Source organism: Sphingobacterium puteale (assembly GCF_003627955.1).
GTDB lineage: Bacteria > Bacteroidota > Bacteroidia > Sphingobacteriales > Sphingobacteriaceae > Sphingobacterium > Sphingobacterium puteale.
This window is the reverse complement of sequence record NZ_RBWS01000012.1, coordinates 128,687-145,862: the sequence shown is the minus strand read 5'-3', so window position 1 is coordinate 145,862 and position 17,176 is coordinate 128,687. Positions and strand designations below refer to the sequence as shown.

General features: G+C 36.6%; 13 protein-coding genes. 5 read left to right on the top strand and 8 right to left on the bottom strand.

The features are described 5' to 3' along the window. The first annotated feature begins 16 nt into the window (after nucleotides 1-16). On the top strand, nucleotides 17-1,615 hold the full coding sequence (locus tag D7322_RS16675; RefSeq protein ID WP_245971357.1) for an Ig-like domain-containing protein: 1,599 nt from the start codon (nucleotides 17-19) through the stop codon (nucleotides 1,613-1,615). 55 nt (nucleotides 1,616-1,670) lie between these two features. On the opposite strand, the gene D7322_RS16670 is transcribed toward D7322_RS16675, so the two are convergent. Together D7322_RS16670 and nadB are read right to left on the bottom strand one after the other, a co-directional pair. After that, the gene (locus tag D7322_RS16670) at nucleotides 1,671-2,177 is read right to left on the bottom strand and encodes a gamma carbonic anhydrase family protein (RefSeq protein WP_121125408.1); all 507 of its coding nucleotides are present in this window, start codon (nucleotides 2,175-2,177) and stop codon (nucleotides 1,671-1,673) included. Between the two features lie 5 nt (nucleotides 2,178-2,182). After that, nucleotides 2,183-3,775: an L-aspartate oxidase gene (gene nadB, locus D7322_RS16665; protein ID WP_121125407.1), complete on the bottom strand. Its 1,593-nt coding sequence runs from the start codon at nucleotides 3,773-3,775 to the stop codon at nucleotides 2,183-2,185. 2,829 nt (nucleotides 3,776-6,604) lie between these two features. On the opposite strand from nadB, the gene nadA reads away from it, so the two are divergent. Together nadA and thiL are read left to right on the top strand one after the other, a co-directional pair. Further along, nucleotides 6,605-7,600: a quinolinate synthase NadA gene (gene nadA / locus D7322_RS16660; protein WP_121125406.1), complete on the top strand. Its 996-nt coding sequence runs from the start codon at nucleotides 6,605-6,607 to the stop codon at nucleotides 7,598-7,600. 155 nt (nucleotides 7,601-7,755) lie between these two features. Then, on the top strand, nucleotides 7,756-8,808 hold the full coding sequence (gene thiL, locus D7322_RS16655; protein WP_121125405.1) for a thiamine-phosphate kinase: 1,053 nt from the start codon (nucleotides 7,756-7,758) through the stop codon (nucleotides 8,806-8,808). A gap of 111 nt (nucleotides 8,809-8,919) precedes the next feature. Here thiL and D7322_RS16650 read toward each other — a convergent pair whose 3' ends face one another. Next, on the bottom strand, nucleotides 8,920-9,708 hold the full coding sequence (locus tag D7322_RS16650; RefSeq protein WP_121125404.1) for a segregation and condensation protein A: 789 nt from the start codon (nucleotides 9,706-9,708) through the stop codon (nucleotides 8,920-8,922). A 161-nt stretch (nucleotides 9,709-9,869) separates the two neighbouring features. Between D7322_RS16650 and dxs the strand changes: the two genes are divergently transcribed. Continuing rightward, nucleotides 9,870-11,798, top strand: a complete 1,929-nt coding sequence (gene dxs / locus D7322_RS16645) for a 1-deoxy-D-xylulose-5-phosphate synthase (protein WP_121125403.1) — start codon at nucleotides 9,870-9,872, stop codon at nucleotides 11,796-11,798. A gap of 557 nt (nucleotides 11,799-12,355) precedes the next feature. After that, nucleotides 12,356-13,780, top strand: a complete 1,425-nt coding sequence (gene dnaA / locus D7322_RS16640; protein ID WP_104384755.1) for a chromosomal replication initiator protein DnaA — start codon at nucleotides 12,356-12,358, stop codon at nucleotides 13,778-13,780. 147 nt (nucleotides 13,781-13,927) lie between these two features. On the opposite strand, the gene D7322_RS16635 is transcribed toward dnaA, so the two are convergent. The 5 genes from D7322_RS16635 to D7322_RS16615 all read right to left on the bottom strand — a co-directional run bounded on the left by D7322_RS16635 (nucleotide 13,928) and on the right by D7322_RS16615 (nucleotide 17,134). Next, complete coding sequence (locus D7322_RS16635) at nucleotides 13,928-14,338, bottom strand: hypothetical protein (RefSeq protein ID WP_121125402.1); 411 nt, start codon at nucleotides 14,336-14,338, stop codon at nucleotides 13,928-13,930. A gap of 58 nt (nucleotides 14,339-14,396) precedes the next feature. Beyond that, on the bottom strand, nucleotides 14,397-14,783 hold the full coding sequence (locus D7322_RS16630; protein ID WP_121125401.1) for a hypothetical protein: 387 nt from the start codon (nucleotides 14,781-14,783) through the stop codon (nucleotides 14,397-14,399). Between the two features lie 387 nt (nucleotides 14,784-15,170). Further along, on the bottom strand, nucleotides 15,171-15,539 hold the full coding sequence (locus tag D7322_RS16625) for a hypothetical protein (RefSeq protein WP_121125400.1): 369 nt from the start codon (nucleotides 15,537-15,539) through the stop codon (nucleotides 15,171-15,173). 81 nt (nucleotides 15,540-15,620) lie between these two features. Continuing rightward, nucleotides 15,621-16,670: a tetraacyldisaccharide 4'-kinase gene (lpxK, locus tag D7322_RS16620; RefSeq protein WP_121125399.1), complete on the bottom strand. Its 1,050-nt coding sequence runs from the start codon at nucleotides 16,668-16,670 to the stop codon at nucleotides 15,621-15,623. Further along, on the bottom strand, nucleotides 16,670-17,134 hold the full coding sequence (locus tag D7322_RS16615) for a gliding motility lipoprotein GldH (protein ID WP_183078732.1): 465 nt from the start codon (nucleotides 17,132-17,134) through the stop codon (nucleotides 16,670-16,672). Before D7322_RS16615 ends, lpxK begins: the two co-directional genes overlap by 1 nt. Between the last annotated feature and the right edge of the window lie 42 nt (nucleotides 17,135-17,176).

Below are 17,176 nucleotides of genomic sequence, written 5' to 3'. Positions count from 1 at the left end.
ATTACTTATTTTAAGCATGTTTATAATGCTCATTGGCTTGTCAATACAATGTGCGAGCATACAACAGCCGACAGGAGGGCCCAAAGATTCTATTCCACCAAAAATACTACAGGAAAGTCCTACGAACTTTTCGAAGAGTTTTACGGAGAAAAAAATACTCATTACATTTGATGAGTATGTCAAGTTGGCCAATCAACAAAAGGAATTTAGTGTCACACCCGATATGGGGACTGCTCCCCAATTCAAAGTCAAGAAAAAAAATCTGGAAATCACTTTACCCGATTCCCTGGAAAAAAATACAACCTATAGCATTTATTTTGGTAAAGGTCTTGTCGATTATAATGCAGGAAATGCATTGGTAAATTATGCTTATGTATTTGCAACGGGCGATAAAATTGACTCACTCAGCATATCGGGCAATGTAAAGAGCGCAATCACAAAAGAAGTCCTGAAAGAGGTTAAAGTTCTTCTAATCCCCATCAGTCAAGATTCAATTTTCGGAAAAAAGAAAGCGAATATTTTTACAACAACGGATACTGCCGGAAATTATAAACTTAATAATCTCCGGGAAGGGACATATCGTATCTATGCACTCCAGGAAAAGAACAATGACCGGATCTATAATGCACCTGATGAAGAAATAGGTTTTCTAAAAGATTCCATCGTATTGGGGCAAGATCTTACCAATATCAATCTCGAAATATTTAAAGCAATTCCAAAGAAATTCCGTACCCAGGAAAAGAAGTTTGAAAAAAATGGTAGTGTACTCCTCATTTTCAATAGAAGAGTGGACAAACCCAAACTCCATATTCTGAATGACGAAGTCAACAACAAGGATAAAATAGTACGGTTCTCGAAGAGTTCTGATTCCGCAACTTTATTTCTGCCAAACCTGAAAATAGACTCTTTAAAACTCGTTCTAACGGAAAATGAAAAACCGTTGGATACCATTCTCGTCAGAAAGGGAAATGTAAAAATCGAACAGGTAATTGACCCTCAATTTACACCAAATAATGGAAAAGTGGACAGAATCAATCACCTTCAGGTATCAGCCTTTACACCAATAAAAAATATAGACAAGGCAAAGTTAAAATTCAAAGAAGACTCGCTTGTAAGAACAAATTATCAATTGGCAGTGGATACAAATGATGCCAATATTTACCACATCCGTTATAATTGGAAAAAGGATAAAAAATATCAAATAGAATTTACCGAAGGTGCCATAACAGGATATTTCGGGGAACAAAATAAAGAGAAAAAATTCGATCTGACATACGACGATAGCGAAAACTATGGGGATCTAACATTTGATTTCACCGATCTGGATAGCAACACAACCTACCTGGTCGAACTGATCAATGAGAAAAAAGATAAAATATATAGAATTGATAAAATTACCAGCAATAATGCTTCTGTAGCTTATAAACAATTTCCGGGGGGAAAATATACCATACGTGTCATTCGGGATGACAATGACAACGGCATATGGGATACCGGAGATGTTGAAAAGAAGACTTTTCCAGAACCCGTTGTGTATTTAAACAAGGTTTTCACGATACGTGCAAACTGGGAACAAAAAGATAGCTTTTCAATAAGTGCGCTCAAAAAGGAATAAAGTCAAGGTCACTGCTAAAGAAAAGACAAAAAATGTATTTGCTAATACGTTTAAGCTAAAACCAGGAACTATATAATACGTAGTTGTGCGGCAATTGCTGCAAAAGCGCTTTCTGCTCCTCAGTCAGCGCTTTTATCTTTTTAGCCGGAACGCCGGCATATAAAAAACCGGACTCACAACGCGTATTCTCCAAAACAACAGCGCCAGCCGCGATAATTACATTGGATTCTACTACAGCATTATCCATTACGATAGCTCCCATCCCGATCAACACATAATCTTCCACGATACATCCGTGCACCATTGCCTGATGCCCAATATTCACGTAACTACCAATGGTAGTCCCGCACTTTTGATAGGTACAGTGAATAACAGCGCCATCCTGGATATTTGTATAATGACCTATACGAATATAATTAACGTCTCCGCGGATCACTGCATTGAACCAAACCGAACAATGGTGCCCAATCTCCACATCGCCAACAATCGTCGAATTGGGTGCTAAAAAGCATTCTTCCGCGATCAGTGGAGACTTGTCCAGAACAGGTAAAATAAGTGCCATAGCTCCTAAAATATAGTGTCTTGTAATACAGTTGAGTGCTGTGGATAATCCGTCGTATAATGCAGGCCCCTACTCTCTTTCCTCAACATAGCCGACTTGGTTACAATATAAGCTACCTGGATCACATTACGCAGCTCACAAAGCTTCACAGAGAGCCTTGTGTTACGATAAAAATCCTCCGTTTCCTCATATAATAAATGTAGACGCTTTAGGGCTCGTTCCAATCTAAAATCTGATCGGACAATACCTACATAGTCACTCATAATTTTCTGACATTCACGCAGGTTATGACTAACCAAAATATCCTCATTAGAAAGTGAAGTTTTCGAGTCATCCCAATCCGGAACATCAGTAACGTAATGTATGGACTCGATCGCTTTGGTCCCATCCAAAAAGATGCGATGAGCATATACAAGGGCTTCCAGCAAAGAATTCGAAGCTAAACGATTTGCCCCATGTAGTCCGGTTGACGAACACTCACCACAAGCGTACAGGTTGCGTATACTGCTTCTTCCGAAATCATCCACATAAATTCCCCCGCATAGATAATGTGCTGCCGGAGTGACCGGTATAAAGTCTGTCGCCATATCCAATCCTATGGAGAGACACTTCTCATAAATATTTGGAAAATGCTTAATGATATCCTCCTTATCCCTATGGGTAATATCCAAATACACATAATCTATACCCGATTTTTTCATCTCGGCATCTATGGCCCGTGCGACAATATCCCTGGGAGCCAATGATGCTCGCTCATCATATTCCTCCATAAAAGACTCTCCATTCACACGTCTAAGAATTCCTCCGAAACCGCGAACGGCTTCAGACACCAAAAATGCCGGAGAATCTTTAGGATTATATAATGAAGTGGGATGAAACTGCATAAATTCCATATTACGCACCTTGCCCTTGGCCCGGTAAACCATGGCTATACCATCACCGGTAGCAATAGTCGGGTTCGTTGTACTCGAGTACACATGGCCAGCTCCACCGGAAGCCATGACAGTCACCCTACTTAAAATTTTGTCCACGAGGTGCGATGAAGTATTGAAAGCATAGATACCATAACAGGTAATATCTTCCCTATTTTTATCGACATATTCCCCCATATGATGTTGGGTAATCAGATCAATGGCAAAATAATGTGTTACTATTTCAATATTGGGATCGCTATGGGCCTGTTCCAACAGCGCTCTTTCTATTTCGTAACCTGTTATATCCTTATAATGAAGAATACGGTGAGCTGAATGCCCGCCCTCTTTAGCCAGGTCATATACCCCGGATTCTTCCTTGTCAAATGAGGTTCCGTAGGAAATAAGTTCAGCAATACGGTCCGGTGCTTCCCTAACGACGTTTTCCACAATTTCCACATCACATAATCCATCCCCAGCTATCTGAGTATCAATGATATGCTTTTCGAAGCTATCAGACTTATCCACAACGGCAGCCACTCCCCCCTGCGCATATTTCGTATTAGACTCATCCTCATTGGACTTGGTGACTATCAACACTTTACCAAATTTAGAAGCTTTTAATGCAAAGCTCAATCCGGCAATACCTGATCCAATGACCAAAAAATCTACCTTTCTATCTGCCATATATATTAATTTCACAAACTATCCCCAAAAATGATGGTTGAAATTAACGAAAAATGTGGAAAACGTGTAAATAAAAGGTTAAATAAAAATGAAAAGTATTTAACATTCCACAGATCCCCTATTCACAGCACGAATTCCAATTATTTTTCCGCACAAAATTTGATAGATTTCCACATTTTCTAGACATGAACTATTCAACAAAAAATTATGGAAAATAAAAAACAACAAAAATTAGATTTTTAAAAATCAGCTCTTTAATGCAAAAAATCTGTTGAAAAATTGTTGAAAACTCTATAAAAACGGTAAATCAAAATCGATTCAGATCAATTTATACCACTTTTCCACACCCTAATAAACAATAAGAGAATCTTTAATTTAAAATATTAGTATTTATTGAAAAAAAAGATTGTGGAATACGTTCGAGAATCTTTGTTTAGCTTTGTCAACATCGAATCAAACCTATTTAGGATGCGATATTTGAAAAGGGATAAACTCCCCTTTTCAAATATTCAATTCTAAACGGCTTTATTTTCGATAACTGAATTCTTGAGGTATTTTAGACCTTTTTAGAATGGAATATTTTTTTTAAAACTTTTTAAACAATTTTTTATGGAATTTTAAACAGGTTTGTAGCAGTATTTTTATGTCGCTTATCCCAGAAATCGGTTTTTGAGTCGTTTAGACTAAATTATTTAGGCTTTGCTGGCTTTATTTCAATTTTATGAAAGTCTGAAAGCGTTTGAAATTGAAAAAAATAGGAACTGGAGTCGTTCAGGTTTGTATATTTCTTTTTTTTTTAGATAAAAATAAAAATATACGATGCTGAGAGCGCTTTCGCTGATTTTTTATGGAATCTTCAAATTGGAATGTTATCGATATCTAGTTTTTCGTTTCTCTGGAGCGATTTAGATTCACGTATAGGATTTTTTTTATAATTTTTGTGATTTTATGGCATTTTGAGAGACGTTGGATCAATCTAATTTAATTTTCGCAATTGCAGATTTCAAAGTGTCTATTGGCAAAAAATCTGGTAAATGTGTTCGGAGATCAGTTTTTAGCCGATTTCCTTGCAATATTTTACATTTTGCAAGATCTGTTTGTAATTATGCGATTTCTGAAGGGTTTGTCACCAACTTTAACATAATTAAACTCAATTAGAATTGAATATTTTTTTTGTCAATGCTGTTTTTATTAATTATTCGATTTTAAGAAGCTTAGTGATAGGTTTTACGACAGATCTTTGAATCCTCTCCACTAGCAAATGGCAAATGGATCAAATTCTGGGAGATTATTTATAAAAAATTGTTGTGGATTGAAGATTCTTACTATATTTGCGACCCAGTAATGATTGGGGAGCTAAAAAAAATATAATTTAGTCTTTTAGATTTCGATAATTACCATTATCAGATATAATAAATTTTTTAGACGAAAGTCAGGCGCTTTATTTTAAAAATAAAGTCCTTGTGATTGCGATAGATTTTTATTTTAAATGCTTTATAGGATTAAATGGATTGTAAATCGCTATTTTGCTGTTAAAAATAAACTTTTATAAACTTATTATAATTTTATTATTTTATAAATTAATAAAATAAGGATTAAATTAACTATTCTCTATAAATGTAGGATATTACTAATATTTCATAGTAGAGATTTCTTCAATTTTTCATTTCAAAATTTATTGAACCGGAAAGATAATATTTTTAAGGCTCTTCAAACAAACCAGCTTAGATTTTTATAAAATTTTGTTTACTCAATAATAGCGTAAATATTGCATTCTAAGGGCGTTAAGCTTACTTCTTTTGATCTCATAGATAAAATAAAGCCCGCCAGTTTGCGCTGTAATTTTTCGTTATCAATCTTTACGCGATAATCGTATCCTAAATGACCTTAAAGTACGATGGCATCGAATAAATTATAAAGCTGATCTGCCTATTCAAAGCTACTCGAAAACTATCTAGGCCCCGATAGCTGTCTTTGCCCGATTATCGCGAATATTATCGCTTTTAATAGGTTAAAGTATATGCTTTACAATTTTTCAATTTGAGTGCTCTCACAATCAATTGTACGATATGATACTATAATTCATTGAAAATATCCGATTCTCATAGACTTTAATAGCGATTTGGTAATTGAAAAGAGAAAGCTAATGGATTTTCTTCCAATTTTATGGACCTAAATTTTAGATTTTATCGAAATAAAGCCCTTTAGGTTTTCTTAAATGCATCCCGTTAGGCTATTGTACGAAAATATTCCATTCTAAACGAGTTTATAATGGAAGCAGCCTTATCTTCTCGCATTTCATTCTCTGTCGTTAGATACGACAGAATGATATCTGGTACTTGACGTTTGAAACAGCATAGAGTAACTTTTTACTAAACCCTTTGAGCTTTTCATATATTTTTTCTTTCTTTTTTTCTTGGTAAATTTTAGATTCTAGAGGGCACAAAACCATAACAGCGGGAGAAATGTTAATAAATAAAGCTTCCGTTTGTGCTATATTTTTGCTTGTTTTGTATTATGCCTAAGAACGTTCAATAAGCGGAAAATGGAAGGAAAGTCATTTTCTACCTTGGAAAGATTTTGGTACAAACCCGCTGAGATTTTGATATATGATATATTACCTGGCAGTTTTCTGTATATCTGACTCAAAAAAGGTTTAAAATGGATCATATCTTTGTTTATTTATTTTAATGATAATTATTTAATTTTAAATTTATATTATCTTTTTCCAATTGCTCGACTACATATTTGATTAATTTGCTTTTTATTGACTTTTATATATGTAACAATGCGTATTTTTGTTGTTCATAAACTGTTGAAAGTACCCGCATGGAAATTGTAAATTATGAGCTTCAGGCAAAAGGATATAATGATGCTCCGATTGACCCCTCATTGGATTTGGTAGCTGAAATCCAACGATTAAAGAAAGAAAAGAATGCTGTAATTTTGGCACATTACTATCAGGAATCTGAAATTCAAGATATTGCAGACTATATTGGAGATAGTTTAGGCCTGTCCCAGGAAGCTGCAAAAACAGATGCCGATTTAATTGTTTTTGCCGGAGTACATTTTATGGCGGAGACAGCGAAGATACTTTCGCCAACAAAAAAGGTTATTTTGCCGGATGCTAAAGCAGGCTGTTCGCTGTCGGATTCATGTCCACCACACTTGTTTGCTAAATTTAAGGAACAGTATCCGGATCATTTGGTCATCACTTATGTCAATTGTACTGCCGAATTAAAGGCACTTTCGGATATAGTATGTACGTCGAGCAATGCAGTTCAAATTGTGGAAAGCCTTCCGATAGATCAGAAGATCATTTTTGGACCCGATCGTAATCTTGGGGCTTATGTAAAGAAAAAAACCGGTCGTGATCTAGTATTATGGAACGGTGCTTGTATGGTTCATGAAATTTTTTCTCAGGATAAAATTGATCGCCTGAAGAGTGAATATCCTGAAGCGAAGTTTATTGCGCATCCTGAATGTGAAGATCATATTTTAGCGAAGGCGGATTATGTGGGTTCCACATCAGGTATGCTTAAGTTTACGCAAACAGATAATGCACAAGCTTATATTGTAGCCACAGAATCTGGGATTCTTTATCAGATGCAGAAAGCAAGTCCTGGCAAAACTTTTATTCCTGCGCCACCGAACAATGCCTGTGCATGTAATGATTGCCCTCACATGAAGCTTAATACGCTTGAGAAGCTTTATAATTGTTTGAAATATGAATCGCCTGAAATTTTACTTCCTGAAGACGTCATACTTCGCGCACAACGCCCTATTGAGCGTATGTTGGAGATATCCGCAAGTTTAGGATTGTAATAAATTGTATAATTTTTGATGATAATCGATATGATAACAGGTTGGTTTTCATATCGATTATTATTTTTATAGTGCTATTAACGAAGCTAAATCATAGCGGTATGAGATACCTGTTTGGGCATTATATGATAGTTTAATATTTTAAATTTTTTAACATGTTCGATTTTGATAATACTGAACGCACCAGTCTGGAGGAAATGGGCGAGTTCGGTTTGATTGACTATATCAGTAAAGCAGTGGAACTGACCGAAAAATCTACCATTAAGGGAATTGGTGATGATGCAGCGGTATTGGATTTTGAAGGAAAGAAAACCTTGATTTCTACTGATTTGCTTTTGGAAGGTATTCATTTTGATCTGCGGTATGTCCCTTTAAAGCATTTGGGATATAAGGCAGTACAGGTCAATTTGAGCGATATCTATGCGATGAACGGAATAGCTTCCCAGATTACGTTTTCTATCGGGTTATCTTCCAAATTTCCACTGGAAGCCGTAGAAGAGATCTATCAGGGAGCTTTGATCGCCTGTAAGAAGTATAATGTCGATTTGGTTGGGGGGGACACTTCGGCTTCGGCCCAAGGTCTTGTTATATCCGTTACGAGTATAGGTTATGCCGACGCAGATAAGATTGTCTATCGCAACGGTGCAAAGGAAGGCGATTTATTGTGTGTATCCGGAGATTTGGGAGCAGCATACATGGGACTGCAGCTATTGGAAAGAGAAAAAGATATTTATTTGGAAAACCCTAATGTGCAGCCTGATCTGGAGGGTAAAGACTATATTGTTGAACGTCAGTTAAAACCGGAAGCACGAAAGGATATTGTTGAATTATTTGCAAAATTAGATATCCTACCTACATCAATGATGGATATTTCTGACGGTTTAGCTTCCGAAATACTTCACATCTGTCGACAATCTGATAAAGGTTGTAGATTGTATGAAGAAAAAATTCCATTGGACCAGATGACCTACGATACCGGACGTGAATTCGGTATTGACCCGACGGTTGCAGCATTAAATGGGGGGGAAGATTATGAACTGCTGTTTACAATAGCACAGGCAGATCACGATAAGATCAAGAATTTACCTGATATCAGTATTATAGGCTACATGACGGCAGCATCAGAAGGCTGTGAAATGATTTCTAAGTCCGGAAATCTTTATCCAATCACGGCGCAGGGCTGGAATGCTTTTAAAAAGAAAGATTAAATTAAGATAGCTAAAGAAAACAGCCAAGTTTTCAATGAATGAATATTGAAGAAGTTGATGTTAAAATATTCAGTCGATAATAAAAAAGGTTGTCCAGCTGGACAACCTTTTTTATTGTTTTAGTTCTTCTTCGAGTACCAGATCCTCTTGCTTGGGATCTCGCTCCTCGACATTGAAATTGTTGTAGCCTAATCCTACTTCAATCTGCAGAAGACGCTGCTGTAACATTTCTAGAATTGCCAGGAAATTATAGACAAATTGAACCTTGTTTTCGGAGTTTTTCAATAGTTCCTGAAAATCTAATTTCTTATTGATTTCAATAAGCTCAGCTATCGCTTTCTTTTGTTGTTCGATTGTATAAGGATATTTCACAACGGTATGCGTTACCTCGGGTGGCCTATTGCGAAATTGATACATCATTTGCTCATAGATCATCATCAGGCCATATAGATCAAAGCTATCCAGGTTTTCACCTGTAGCATCCAATTGAAGCTGTTGGCGTATATCATAATGGATATTGCCTCTGCTATATAATTGGAGACGGTTTTCTTCCATCACCCGGAGGCCTTCGCAGACCTCTTTGAACTGCTTATAGAGAATAAGTTTCTGAACGAGGTCTTCCCTCAGATCTATTTCGTTCTCATTTTCATCCAGATCCGGTCTCGGCAGTAACATCTTTGCTTTGATACGCATCAATGTAGAGGCGACAAAAATAAATTCGCTGGCCATCTCCATATTGAGTGCCTGCATCTGACTTACGTAAGACAAAAAATCATCCGTAATTTTCGAAATAGGGATATCATGAATGTTCAGTTCGTCCCGCTCGATAAAAAATAGTAATAAATCAAAAGGTCCCTCAAATTGAGGAAGCTTGATTTCGTAACCTTCTTCTACTTGCATATCTTATTACAAATTTACATAATAAAATCTGTTGGAATTGTTCATATGAAAACTATTGCTGTTTTTATTTGTTGTAGCTCAATATGGAAATGCGATTTATTTTAAAGATTAAATAAAATTGTCGTTACTTTGTGTGAACATTTAATGTAAATAGCAGTACTATGCAATTGGAGGCTGGAGAACTATTAAGTAAAATAAACGATCCCTCTGATCTAAAAAAGCTAAAGGAAGACCAATTAGAACAACTAAGCCAGGAATTACGTCAATTTATTATTGATCAGGTTTCGGTGAATGGTGGTCACTTTGCAGCAAGTTTGGGAGTCGTTGAGTTAACGGTGGCGTTACATTACGTAATGAATACCCCCTATGATCAATTGATATGGGATGTAGGCCATCAGGCTTATGGTCATAAAATTCTGACTGGACGTCGCGAGGTATTTCATACGAATCGTATTGAAAACGGTATTTCGGGTTTTCCGAACCGTTTTGAATCAGAATATGACGCATTTGGGGTAGGCCATTCTTCTACCTCAATTTCAGCAGCTTTAGGGATGGCTGTTGCTTCCCAAATAAAGGGAGAAAAGGATCGTCAGCATATTGCGGTTATTGGGGACGGAGCTTTGACCGGTGGAATGTCTTTTGAAGCATTAAACCATGCTGGTATCTCCAAATCTAACCTATTGGTTATTCTGAATGACAATTGTATGTCGATAGATCCTAATGTTGGCGCGCTGAAAGAATATTTGACAAGTATTACGACATCAAAACGATACAATAGATTTAGGGATGATATCGCTGCTGTGCTGACAAAAATTTCTGAGGTAGGGCCAAATGCACTCGGTATTGTTAAAAAACTGGAGAAAAGTATCAAAGGGACTTTATTAAAGAATGCTAATCTTTTTGAGTCATTGAACTTTAGATATTTTGGTCCGGTTGACGGACATGACGTAAAGAAATTAGCTAAGACGCTTGAAGATCTTAAACATATACCCGGTCCCAAATTGCTACATGTTGTAACAATTAAGGGAAAAGGGTTCGCACTTGCTGAAAAGGATCAGACGAAATGGCATGCGCCTGGCTTATTTGATAAAATTACCGGAGAGATAAAAAAATCTTCCAGTGAAAAACCGGTAGCACCCAAATACCAGGATGTTTTTGGACATACGATGGTCGAGCTTGCTGAAGCAAACAAAAAAATTGTTGGTATCACACCGGCGATGCCTTCAGGCTCTTCAATGAATATCATGATGAACGCAATGCCTGATCGGGCCTTTGATGTCGGTATTGCTGAACAACATGCCGTCACATTTAGTGCCGGTCTGGCGACACAGGGGCTATTACCTTTTTGTAATATTTATTCGTCGTTTATGCAACGTGCCTATGATCAGGTTATCCATGACGTCGCGTTACAAAATTTGAATGTTGTTTTCTGTCTGGATCGTGCGGGGGTAGTTGGAGCGGACGGAGCCACACATCACGGAGCTTATGATATTGCATTTATGCGTTGTGTCCCCAATATGACCGTTTCTGCTCCGATGAACGAAGAGGAGCTCAGAAACTTAATGTATACTGCACAATTGCCTGATAAGGGGCCTTTCGTCATTCGCTATCCGAGAGGAAATGGAGTAATGCCGGATTGGCGCCGTCCATTTACGGAAATAGAAATCGGAAAAGGGCGTGTGATTACCGAAGGTGAAGAACTTGCTATTCTAAGCTTCGGCGCTATTGGTAATGAAGCCGTCAAAGCCGTACAACAATTGAATGAATTGGGAATACATCCTGCACATTATGATCTGCGATTTGCCAAGCCTTTGGATGAAGACTTATTGCATCTTGTCTTTAAAAAATTTAAAAAGATAATCACAGTTGAAGATGGCTGTCTACAGGGGGGGATAGGTGCTGCTGTATTGGAATTTATGGCAGATCATGGTTACAACAGTCAGATTGTACGGTTAGGTATTCCCGACCGAGTTGTAGAGCATGCCGAGCAGAGTGCCCAATGGCGAAATTCTCATTACGATGCCGCTGCAATTGTGCAAGAGGGAAAGAAAATGTGTGATGGAAAATTTACCCATACGATGGTTGGATAGATACGAGTATTTTTATTTATACCATAAAAAGGAAATTCTTTAAGAGGGTTTCCTTTTTTTATGATATAAAACCAAGTCTTTTTTTAAATTTTCACGTCGGCTATGTTACAAAATGATTTTCCAATAACTTGTTGATACGAGATTTTTTTATTTTCCAATGGCTCCAGAATTGGTTAGAAAGATATTTGGTAATGTTGTTAAGTAGACTTTAAATTCTTATAAATTTAATATTAAAAATATATGAACTAAAGGTTGTATTTCGCTTTTATTTTGGTTAATTTAGTTCTAGACCTTTAAGACTGATCTGTAGTATGTTTACTACTTTTTTTGTTCTTTTTTTTGAAATAAATTTGGAATGTTAATAATTATTTTTAGAGATCAATTTTAGCGCAAGTTTTCCACAATTTTACAAGTTAACTAACTGATATATAGATTTTTATTAATTATTTTATATTTTAGTTTTTTAGCTGATTTTTTTTTGTCATCTTCGTTCTCAGAGAAAGTTATCAACATATTTTTTGTCGCGTATTGTAAATCAACTTATTAACAATTTTAGAATGGAAAAAACGTATTCAAGTGTCTGGAATAATTGTCTTTCGATTATCAAAGATAATATACCGGCGCAAAGTTTCAAGACCTGGTTTGAACCTGTGAAAGCAGTCCGTTTGGAGGGTGACGTTTTGACTATTCAAGTTCCTAGCTTATTTTTTTACGAGTGGCTGGAAGAGCACTATGTAGGTATTCTTCGCAAGACCGTAAAGAAGTTTCTGGGAGAGCAAGGTAGATTGGAATACAATATTGTAGTGGAGAAGTCATCGGCTTCTCATCCCTATACGACTAATCTTCCATCGAATGGCAATGGAGCAGAGGGTAAGAGACAATCTATTCCTGTGCCGGTATCTTTGAATAGAGATATCAAAAATCCATTTGTTATTCCTGGATTAAAGAAATTGCAGGTTGACCCGCAATTGAATCAAAACTACACATTTGAGAATTTTATTGAAGGTGAATGTAACCGTCTTGCTCGTTCTGCAGGTTATGCCGTAGCAAACAAACCGGGAGGTACTTCATTCAACCCTTTAATGATCTATGGTGATGTAGGTTTGGGAAAGACACACCTTGCCCAGGCTATCGGTAATGAAATCAAAAGAAATCTTCCCGATAAGTTGGTCATTTATGTGTCCTGTGAGAAATTCTGTCAGCAGTTTGTGGATTCATTGAAAAATAACACCATCAATGATTTCGTAAATTTTTATCAGGCAATGGATGTTATCATTATGGATGATGTACACAATTTTGCCGGTAAAGAGAAAACACAGGATATCTTCTTCCATATATTCAATCATTTGCATCAATCTGGAAAGCAAATCATTTTAACTTCCGATAAGGCACCTAAAGATTTAGCTGGTTTAGAGGAACGTTTGCTCAGTCGTTTTAAATGGGGATTATCTGCAGATATTCAAATTCCGGATCTTGAAACAAGAATGGCGATTTTGAAGAAAAAAATGTATTCTGACGGCATTGAGTTACCTGAAAATGTCGTGGAGTATGTAGCCACACAGATCGATAACAGTGTTCGTGAATTGGAAGGGGCAATGGTGTCTCTATTGGCTCAATCAACATTGAACAAAAAGGAAATTGATTTGGGACTGGCAAAATCGATGTTGAAGAATTTTGTGAAAAATACACATAAGGAAATTTCAATGGATTTTATTCAGAAATTAGTTTGTGAATACTTTGAAGTTCCTGTGGATATGGTAAAGTCAAAGGTCAGGAAGCGTGAAATCGTGCAGGCCAGGCAAATTTCGATGTATTTAGCAAAAGCCCACACAAAATCTTCACTTAAATCGATCGGTGCATTCTTCGGAGGAAGAGATCATTCAACAGTCATCTATGCCTGTCAAACCGTTGAGGATTTAATTGAAACTGACAAGAAATTTAAAACTTATGTCAGCGACATTATGAAGAAATTGAAATCTTAATGTAGCTTGATATCGAGTTAAAGTAAAAAGGCTGTCCAGATAGACAGCCTTTTTTTGTAACCAGGGAGGACGATATAATAAAAAACCTCTGAATACGCCTAAACGTATCCAGAGGTTTAATACATTCCTCTTAATTGAGTAGAATGATTATTGTTGTTGATTGCTGTTTTCGTTATTATTTTCCTTTTGTTCTGTTGGTGGTGTTGGGGTTGCGGGAATGTCTATTGCTGGCCGCTCTTCAATATATTTTTGAAAGGCTGCTTTTTGCTCATCAGTCAATAATAGCGCAATCTTGCTATCTGATTCACCTTGGAGTTTTGTAATGCGCTCTTTTTTAACCTCGGCAGTGGTGGTAGAATCCTGTATAAGCGCCGCTACCGCCTTCTCCTGATCCAACACAATTGTTGATACGGCTGTTTTTTGTTCGTCATTCAGCGTAAGCTTTGTGACTAATTCGGTCACAATTTTGGTTGCATTTTCTTCTGGAGTCGCTTGCTGTGCGAAGGTTAGACTCATCGCCAGGAAAAATCCTAGACCGGTTAAAAATAACTTTTTCATGATGTTTAATTTTAAATGAAATTATTCAATGAATTTATTAACGTCTGTTTTTGGTTGTTTAATTAGTACCGGGTTCTGTTTTAGAAGCTTCAGTACGTGTAGGGACAGCTTTTGCCGGGCGTTCGGCAATTACCTTCTGATAGATGGTTTTTTGATCTTCCGTCAGTAATTGACTCACTTTGCCGTCTACTTCCGTTTGAAGTTTATTGAGGGTTTCACCTTTCGCAGCCGTAGTAGAAGTACTGTCTTTTAAAATTGTTTCTTCTGCTTTTGCTTGATCCAATAGAATGGAGGATATGGCAGTCTTCTGCTCATCGTTCAGATTCAGCTTTTGTACCAGTTCGGTAGTGGCTTTTGCCGCAGTTTCCTCCGGTGTGACCTGTTGGGCAAATGTTAGGCTCAGTGCCAGACACAGCCCCATACCTGTTAAAATTAGCTTTTTCATATCTATTGTATTTAAAAAGTTACAACTATGATGTCTTGCTATAAAAACTATCAAAGTCAATTTATATTGTATCAAGTATGTTACTTTAACAAATTTTTAACGCTAGATTTGGATATATGTTTCTTATTATCAGCTTGATAAATGTTTTTCACGTTGTATAATATAGACCTGTTATTGTTTTGTTTGAATAAAGGGCTGAGAATGACGATCAGTGTAAACTTGGGGAAATGCTTGCTTGGATAGATAAATAATGCTGGAAGGCTTTATAATGGTATTTATGGCTAAATATTAAGGGTAATTTAGTAACAGAAAACAATAGTTATGTTTATGTAATATAATCGCACCATAAAAAAGGTCGATTATAAATAACCGACCTTTCGATGCTAATTAGTTTGAAGAACGTTTAGACATCCTATCTTTCATTTTTTCTTGCTGCTCATCAAATAATTTGATTTGATCAGGAGTAAGCCAAGACTTTATTTTGGTCGCCTGAGCTTCTTGGAGCTGTTTGATTTTTTCCATATTGGCTTTGCGGTCTCCTCCATCATTTTTTTTCGCTGCGCGCTGTTGGGCATTGGCTAATGTAAGATTATAGATGGAATCTTTTTGCACTTGATTAAGTGTAAGTAGTTTGTCCAGATGTTCTACACGCATCTTCGCCAGTTCTTCTGGGCTCCGTTGTTGGCGTTGCTGCGCAAAAGCGACTGTTGTCGCCAAAAGCAGGCCGCTTATTGCCATTAAAGTTTTCTTTTTCATCGCTTTATATTTTAAGTCTACTTCTATTTTGAATATAAATTTGACGAAAAAGTTTACTAAAATATTAGCCCTTAACAAAATTTAAGGTTGATTAACACTTGAGGCGACTGTATCACTTAAAATATGACAAAAATGGGTGCTTTGTCGGGAGTCATTAAATTTAATCCCTATCGGCAGATAAACGAGTTCTACCGTATCAAATAGCGCTTTATATGGTTTTAGCCTTTGATAGTCCTTCTCCGTGGTCAATACTATTTTATTGTCGCTATTTAGGGAGTGGAATGTTTTAATGATGCGGTCAATGTCTGCCTCGTCAAATGTATGGTGATCCCCAAAAGAAATATGAGTGACTGATTTCGCTTTTTGGGTAATATGGTCTATCAAGGGTTGTGTTTTAGCAATACCTGTCACCAAGACAATATCTTTATTTTGGATATCAATCTGTTTTCCATTGGTATTCACTGGTTCAAAATAGGTAATATGGCTAAATGTGATCGGAGCTTCTCTATTATAACGGCGCAGTTTTTTTTCTATACGTATTTTGTCTTCACTAGAAATATTGGCGGGACATTTAGTAATGACTATAATCTGAGCCCGTTTAGATTCCATCAATAAGTCTCTGAAATTTCCGGCGGGAAATACAAACATCGGTTGCGAAAAGGACCGGAAATCGAATAAGAGTATATTAAATAAAGGTGATAATTTTCGATGTTGATAAGCATCATCCAAGATAATCAGCTGATGATCCCCCTGAAGTTTTTCTATGCCCGTACAACGGTCTTCGCATACTGCTACAGTGATATTTGGAAGTTTGTTTTTGAATTGTAAAGGTTCATCGCCTACATCTGTCGCCAAAGAATCTATTTGTACGGTCCGGAATCCTTTTGTCTTTCGACCGTAACCTCTGCTGAGGATAGCTATAGTGTACTGCTTGCTAAGATAGGAGACAACAAATTCGGTCATGGGACTTTTACCGGTACCACCAACAGCTAAATTACCGATTACGATGGTAGGAATTTGGAAAGATCGAGCCGGTAGCAACTGAAAATCATAGAGCCGATTTCGTAACCATACGACTAATCCATAGATCAGCGAAAAAGGAAGAAGAAGATATCGTAGAAAAAGCCACATTATTTTGGTATTACTGTCAATCCAATATCTGTAATTTCTTTTAAAGGATTGTCTCGCATATTCTGTTCAATGGATATCGTATATAATCCGGTGTCCGGAAATATATAATCTTTATGGAGAATAGCTTGCTGATTGTAAAGACTACCCGATGATTTTCCGGTCCACTTTCCATCGGATTTTGCCAATTTAACTTCCTTACGGAAGGTATATGTTTTTTTATTGGGATGCTGTTGATAGATTAAAACAAAGAGATTGGAGAAAGCATATTCTGGTGTATGGCGTACATTCATATATACATCGTATTTCTTCGTATTGTCACTAATATGGAATTGAAAACTAGGATGTGAAGTATACAGCCACGTCTTATTTTCAATGGGTTTATTTTCATTTATAATGGCAGTTTGGTCACAAGATGCCCATAAACCAATACTTAAAATTCCAAAAAGAAAAGCCTTTAGTTTCATTTTAAATCTATAAAAATAGAATATGCCTAACATTTTAACATT

Coding starts and splice junctions, on each gene's coding strand:
- D7322_RS16675 (WP_245971357.1), top strand. CDS start 17: ATGTTTATAATGCTCATTGGCTTGTCAATACAATGTGCGAGCATACAA.
- D7322_RS16670 (WP_121125408.1), bottom strand. CDS start 2,177: ATGGCACTTATTTTACCTGTTCTGGACAAGTCTCCACTGATCGCGGAA.
- nadB (WP_121125407.1), bottom strand. CDS start 3,775: ATGGCAGATAGAAAGGTAGATTTTTTGGTCATTGGATCAGGTATTGCC.
- nadA (WP_121125406.1), top strand. CDS start 6,605: ATGGAAATTGTAAATTATGAGCTTCAGGCAAAAGGATATAATGATGCT.
- thiL (WP_121125405.1), top strand. CDS start 7,756: ATGTTCGATTTTGATAATACTGAACGCACCAGTCTGGAGGAAATGGGC.
- D7322_RS16650 (WP_121125404.1), bottom strand. CDS start 9,708: ATGCAAGTAGAAGAAGGTTACGAAATCAAGCTTCCTCAATTTGAGGGA.
- dxs (WP_121125403.1), top strand. CDS start 9,870: ATGCAATTGGAGGCTGGAGAACTATTAAGTAAAATAAACGATCCCTCT.
- dnaA (WP_104384755.1), top strand. CDS start 12,356: ATGGAAAAAACGTATTCAAGTGTCTGGAATAATTGTCTTTCGATTATC.
- D7322_RS16635 (WP_121125402.1), bottom strand. CDS start 14,338: ATGAAAAAGTTATTTTTAACCGGTCTAGGATTTTTCCTGGCGATGAGT.
- D7322_RS16630 (WP_121125401.1), bottom strand. CDS start 14,783: ATGAAAAAGCTAATTTTAACAGGTATGGGGCTGTGTCTGGCACTGAGC.
- D7322_RS16625 (WP_121125400.1), bottom strand. CDS start 15,539: ATGAAAAAGAAAACTTTAATGGCAATAAGCGGCCTGCTTTTGGCGACA.
- lpxK (WP_121125399.1), bottom strand. CDS start 16,670: ATGTGGCTTTTTCTACGATATCTTCTTCTTCCTTTTTCGCTGATCTAT.
- D7322_RS16615 (WP_183078732.1), bottom strand. CDS start 17,134: ATGAAACTAAAGGCTTTTCTTTTTGGAATTTTAAGTATTGGTTTATGG.